The following is a 5,359-nucleotide window of genomic DNA, read 5'->3' as shown; positions in this document are numbered from 1 at the left end:
TACAACGTTTGGTGGTATAATAGTCATGAGACCTAAACGCTCCTTTCTGGGAGGTAATGGTTTGTGGCAATTTCCATTATACCAGAAGCGTTTCAGGTCTCATTTTATTATTAAGTTAACAGAACACCAATATACTATAGGAGTTAAATTATGAAAAATAGCCACCAATTACCTACCATAATAAAAATAGAGTCGCTGTTTGATAAATTATCTAAGTCAGATAAAAAAATTTGCAGTTATATTCTCGAAAATATTAACTCTATAATCCGCCTGACTATCACTGAAGTAGCAGAAAACACAAACACAAGTGAAGCAACAGTTGTAAGAACATGCAGAAAGCTCGGCTACAGAGGTTTTCAGGATTTTAAAATATCTTTGGCACAAGAAATCTCAACTCCTATAGAAACAATTTTTAGTGAGGCTTCTGAAACAGATACATGCTTTGACATTTATTGTAAAGAAATTGAAAGTATTACGTCAACATTACAATTAACCAAAGCAATATTAGATAAAGACAGCTTAGAAGCTGCAGCTGAAGCAATCAGATCATGTAACAGGATGGTGGTTTACGGTGTAGGTAATTCCGCTGCTATTGCGGCAGACTTTGCCCATAAAATGACCAGGGCCGGTATATATTGCGTATCATACTCTGATTCCCATATGCAGACAATAACAGCTACCGGATTGAAAAAAGGAGATGTAGCTGTTGGAATTTCTCATAGCGGAAGTTCCCGTGATGTAGTGGAAGCACTTCAATTATCTAAAAAGTACGGAGCAACAACAATATGTATAACTAATTACGGGTCTTCTCCAATAACTAAAGTAAGTGACATTGCTCTGTTTACCTCATCTGAAGAGGTTAAGCACAGAATAATGGGTCTTTCATCTCGGTTTGCACAACTAGCGATCATTGATTCGATTTATATTTATATTTCTCTGAAAGACTCTGAAGGGGCATTCACAAGAGTGAACAGAATTGAAAAAGAACTTCAGAGTAAAAAATATTAAGAATAATAATTAAGAATATAAGAATGAATTCATTCATCATAGATATTTAATTTTTATCTTCTGACTTACAGGACATTTTTAATCACTCTGACAATTCTTCAGAATATACAGTACTCAAACTATTTGTACATTAAAAATTAAATAAAGAATTATATAGGATTCATGATGGAAAGCATTCCATTATTAGTATAACTATTTTGTTTTTTTGGTTGACATAATATCTGAAATTTACAATTAATACCTATATCATTAATCACTAAGTCACTATTATCATCAAGTCACTTTATAATTGCTGGAGAAAAACAAAAGGAGGGAGTATGACAGCGGCAGCTGTCAGGAAATGCCGATGAAAACCATTAATAGAAATTACAGGGATCAAATGATTATCTCGGAATTGGAAGATGTTGTAGGTGCCGAAAATGTAAGCACCATAGAAGTAGATAAACTGGTACATGCCGTTGATTATTACTGGATTCCAAGGGTTTGGGTGGACAGAGGTAGAAAACCCAAAATGCCTGACTGTATAGTTTATCCAAATTCTGCAGAAGAAGTATCCAAAATAGTAAAAATAGCCAATTACTATAAAATCCCTGTTATACCATGGGGAGGGGGCTCTGGTTCACAGGGTGGCGCATTGCCGGTTGAAGGTGGCATTTGTGTTGATATGAAAAAAATGAACAGAGTTATTGAACTTAACGAAAGTGCTTATACTGTAACTGCCGAAACCGGTATTATCCATCAGCATCTTGAATGGGAAATAAATAAGAAAGGGTATTCAACAATGCATCTTCCTGCTTCAGTAGGATGCGCGACTCTTGGTGGTTTCCTGGCACATAGAGGCACCGGGGTGCTTTCAACCAAGTATGGTAAAATAGAAGATTTAATTGTAAATATGGAAGTAGTTCTTCCAAATGGTGATATAATTAATACTCTTCCTGTTCCAAGGAATGCCGCAGGACCTGATCTGAACCAGTTCTTTGTAGGATCTGAAGGTACTTTCGGAATAATTACAAAAGCAACATTAAAAGTTTTTGAACATCCCAAATGCCGCAAGTTTATGGCCTTCCTCTTTAAAGATATGCATGACTCATTGGAAGCAGGAAGAAAAATAATGAATGCAAGGCTGCAGCCAACTGTAATAAGAATGTACGACGAGCCTGAAACCATCCACCAGATTGAAAGAGTTTTTGGTGAAAAAGTTGGTGCTGGATCATTCCTTGTATTTGGATTTGATGGAGAAGAAGAAATAGTGGACATTCAGATGAGTAAGGCCATAGAAATTTGCAAGAGAACAGCCATAAGAGACCTTGGAAGTAAATTTGGTGATCAGTGGTGGATAAATAAATACAAATTCTATTTCCCGCCTTATTGTCTGGACCTTCCCGAAGCTTTCGGAACAATGGATACTGTAGCTACCTATGACAAAATTGAGGATATCTATTGGGCTATGAAAAAGAAAGCAGAAAGTTTTCCAGGTACCAAATTTATTGCGCACTTCTCACACTGGTATGATTGGGGATGCATGATGTATGACAGATTTATCGTTGATAAAGATTATGTACCTGAAGATCCTAATGAAGCAATAAGGCTTTATCAGAAAATATGGTCTGAATGTATAAAAGTTTGCCTGGAGCACGGCGGAATTATAAATGAGCATCATGGAGTCGGACTTAAGCTTGGACATATGATGGAAGCACAATATGGACCAGCTATGCAAGTCTTGACCAAACTTAAGAAGGCTCTTGATCCAAACAATATAATGAATCCGGGTAAAATGGGAGTTTAGGAGGAATCAATCGATGAATTACCTTAATACAAAAAACCATTATGATAATTGCAGATTTTGTTGGATGTGCCGCCAGGTTTGTACAGTTGCAACCATGACTAATGACGAGACTCAGTCACCAAGATCTCGCGGACTTGCCTTATACGCAGCAGAAAAAGATATCATCAAATTTGATGAGCCATTTGCTGAAGCCATGTATAAATGTTGCTTGTGCGATTATTGCCGTAGCTGGTGCAAAGGCAATTATGACCCTCAGGAATTTATTCTGGCAGCAAGGAGAGACTCTGTTGATTTAAATATTGAACCTAAGCATGTAAAAGATTTAAAGAATACTTTGATGGAATGGGATAATGTTTATTCATCAAATATTTCTGACGAGTTCAAGAACTTGTGGGCTTCATTGCCCGATAAAGGTGATGTACTGCTTCTTGCAGGAGGAGTCATACCTTTTAAGGCAGTTGAAATTGCAAAAGCAGCCCTGTCAGTATTCAATAAACTTGGTATAAAGGTTGCCGGTGTAAATGAAGTAAGAGGAACTTATGAACTTTATAGTCTTGGATACTACAATGAAGCTTATCAAAAAGCACTGGACCTTATAGAGCAATTGAAGTCCACCGGGGCAAAAACAATAGTAGCCCTTGATACACAAGAAAGGTATTTTTTAAGCAATCTTAATGAAATATTCGGTTTGAAGCTGGAAGCAAGAGTATTGGATTTCAGCGAATTCGTAGAAGAAGCTGGTATAAGATTTTCCAATGGAGTTGATAATAAAGTAGTATACCATGATGATAGTTTCCTTTCAAGAAAATGCGATAATACAGAATCGCCAAGAAAAATTCTGGCTTCTGTTCCAGGAACAGAGCTAATTGAGATGCTTTGGTATAAAAAAGAAGCACATGCTACTCCGAATGCTTTATATTCCTCATTATGCCCGAATATTGCAGATAAAATGCTTCTGCGGATTATTAATGAATTTGCTGAAACCGGGGCTGATGCCATTATTGTATCAGCAGCCAATGATTATGTAGGGCTTAAGCAAGCCGGAGTTAATGTATATAGTTTGGCAGAATTTGTTGATAAAGCGCTTTAATATCATTATTAAACTAGTGAGGTGGTCACATGAAAACGGTAGCAATTGTTGCAACCTGTGACACCAAAGGCCGTGAAGCTCAGTATATCAGAAGTTTAGTCGAAAAGCACGGGTTGCGGGGATGGGTTATAGACTGTGGAATACTACGGGATCCGGTCGGGGTGGTTCCTGATACTTCGAGACATGAAGTAGCGCAGGCTGCAGGATACACGATTGAGGAACTGATTGCAAGAGGATCCAGAGGCGCTGCTGTTAACGGAATGATTGAAGGTATTTGGAAAGTTGTATCAAAAATGAGCAAGGAAGGTAAAATTGATGCTTTAATTGCCATAGGTGGCGCAGAAGGAGCCATAATCGCCAAGAGCGCCATGGAAGCATTGCCACTCCTGGCACCAAAGCTTACCCTTTCCACCATAGCTTCAGGAGAACACAAATTTGGTGAGATCATAGGCCATAATGATGCTATGGTAATGCATACAGTGGTTGATATCCTTGGATTAAATTCAGTTAGCAAAAGGATCTTTGAAAATGGAGTCAATGCAATTGTGGGCATGCTGAAATTCAAATCCCAGGAAGAACCCGTTATGACAAAGAGGGTAGGCATGACATTGCTTGGAACCATAACGCCTCCGGCAGTAAAAATTATCCTTCCTATGTTTGAAAATGAGAATTTTGAGGTATACACCTTCCATGCAAATGGCGTTGGCGGAGAATGTATGGACAGAATGGTCCAGGAAAACTACTTTAACGGTGTATTCGATTGGGCATTAAATGAGATGGTTGGAATGCATTACGGAGGACTCCATAAATGCAGCAGCAGGCGCATGGATGCAGCTGTTGAAAAACGTATACCCCTTGTTGTTGTGCCCGGAGCAGCTGATATTCTGGTTCTGAGCACCCAGGAATCATTGGATCCCAAGTATGAAGGAAGGTCAAGATATTACCATAATAAAGAAATAACATTAGTATCCCTGACAACTGAGGAATGCATAAAAGTTGCTGATACCATCGTTGAGAAATTAAACAGGGCCGAAGGGCCTGTAACAGTCCTGTTCCCTCTTAGGGGACTTTGCTCCCAGGATAAGGAAGGCTTTGCCCTCGATAATCCGGAAGGCAGGAAACAAATGTATCAAATCTTTAAGGATAAGCTTAAAAAAGAAATAAACTTTATAGCTCTCGACAATCATATAAATGATGATGCCTTTGCAACAGCCGCTGCAAGTGAAATGATCAGGTTAATCAAAAATTCATACTAATTATAAAACTTAACTAATAATCAAACTAAATAAATAAAAAACTATTTTAAATTAAATTAATATAAAACCCATCTAAATTAAAACTTTAAAAAGGGCTCTGTTAACTTAGTATGAAAGAAATGAGACCTGAAAGACTTCTAGTAGGTCTAAAAAGAAAAAAACCTACAAATGGAAGCCACTAAATGTAAGATAACACGAAAAAAAGAGAAGTGCAAGGCC

The 5,359-nt window shown here is 37.7% G+C and carries 4 protein-coding genes; all 4 read left to right on the top strand.

Annotated elements, in window-relative coordinates:
* Nucleotides 1–150 precede the first annotated feature (150 nt).
* The 4 genes from GXX20_00425 to GXX20_00410 all read left to right on the top strand — a co-directional run bounded on the left by GXX20_00425 (nucleotide 151) and on the right by GXX20_00410 (nucleotide 5,140).
* Nucleotides 151–1,008 carry a MurR/RpiR family transcriptional regulator gene (locus GXX20_00425; protein ID HHW30134.1) on the top strand — a complete coding sequence of 286 codons (858 nt, stop codon included), beginning with the start codon at nucleotides 151–153 and terminating at the stop codon, nucleotides 1,006–1,008.
* Between the two features lie 346 nt (nucleotides 1,009–1,354).
* Nucleotides 1,355–2,794, top strand: a complete 1,440-nt coding sequence (locus GXX20_00420) for an FAD-binding oxidoreductase (GenBank protein ID HHW30133.1) — start codon at nucleotides 1,355–1,357, stop codon at nucleotides 2,792–2,794.
* Nucleotides 2,795–2,807: 13 nt separating this feature from the next.
* On the top strand, nucleotides 2,808–3,884 hold the full coding sequence (locus GXX20_00415; GenBank protein HHW30132.1) for a (Fe-S)-binding protein: 1,077 nt from the start codon (nucleotides 2,808–2,810) through the stop codon (nucleotides 3,882–3,884).
* 29 nt (nucleotides 3,885–3,913) lie between these two features.
* Nucleotides 3,914–5,140, top strand: coding sequence for a hypothetical protein (locus tag GXX20_00410; GenBank protein HHW30131.1), 1,227 nt, complete (start codon nucleotides 3,914–3,916; stop codon nucleotides 5,138–5,140).
* Nucleotides 5,141–5,359 lie beyond the last annotated feature (219 nt).

It is taken from the genome of Clostridiaceae bacterium (genome assembly GCA_012840395.1).
Classification (GTDB): Bacteria; Bacillota; Clostridia; order Acetivibrionales; family DULL01; genus DULL01.
This window is presented reverse-complemented; position numbering and strand designations above follow the sequence as displayed.

Coding starts and splice junctions, on each gene's coding strand:
- GXX20_00425 (HHW30134.1), top strand. CDS start 151: ATGAAAAATAGCCACCAATTACCTACCATAATAAAAATAGAGTCGCTG.
- GXX20_00420 (HHW30133.1), top strand. CDS start 1,355: ATGAAAACCATTAATAGAAATTACAGGGATCAAATGATTATCTCGGAA.
- GXX20_00415 (HHW30132.1), top strand. CDS start 2,808: ATGAATTACCTTAATACAAAAAACCATTATGATAATTGCAGATTTTGT.
- GXX20_00410 (HHW30131.1), top strand. CDS start 3,914: ATGAAAACGGTAGCAATTGTTGCAACCTGTGACACCAAAGGCCGTGAA.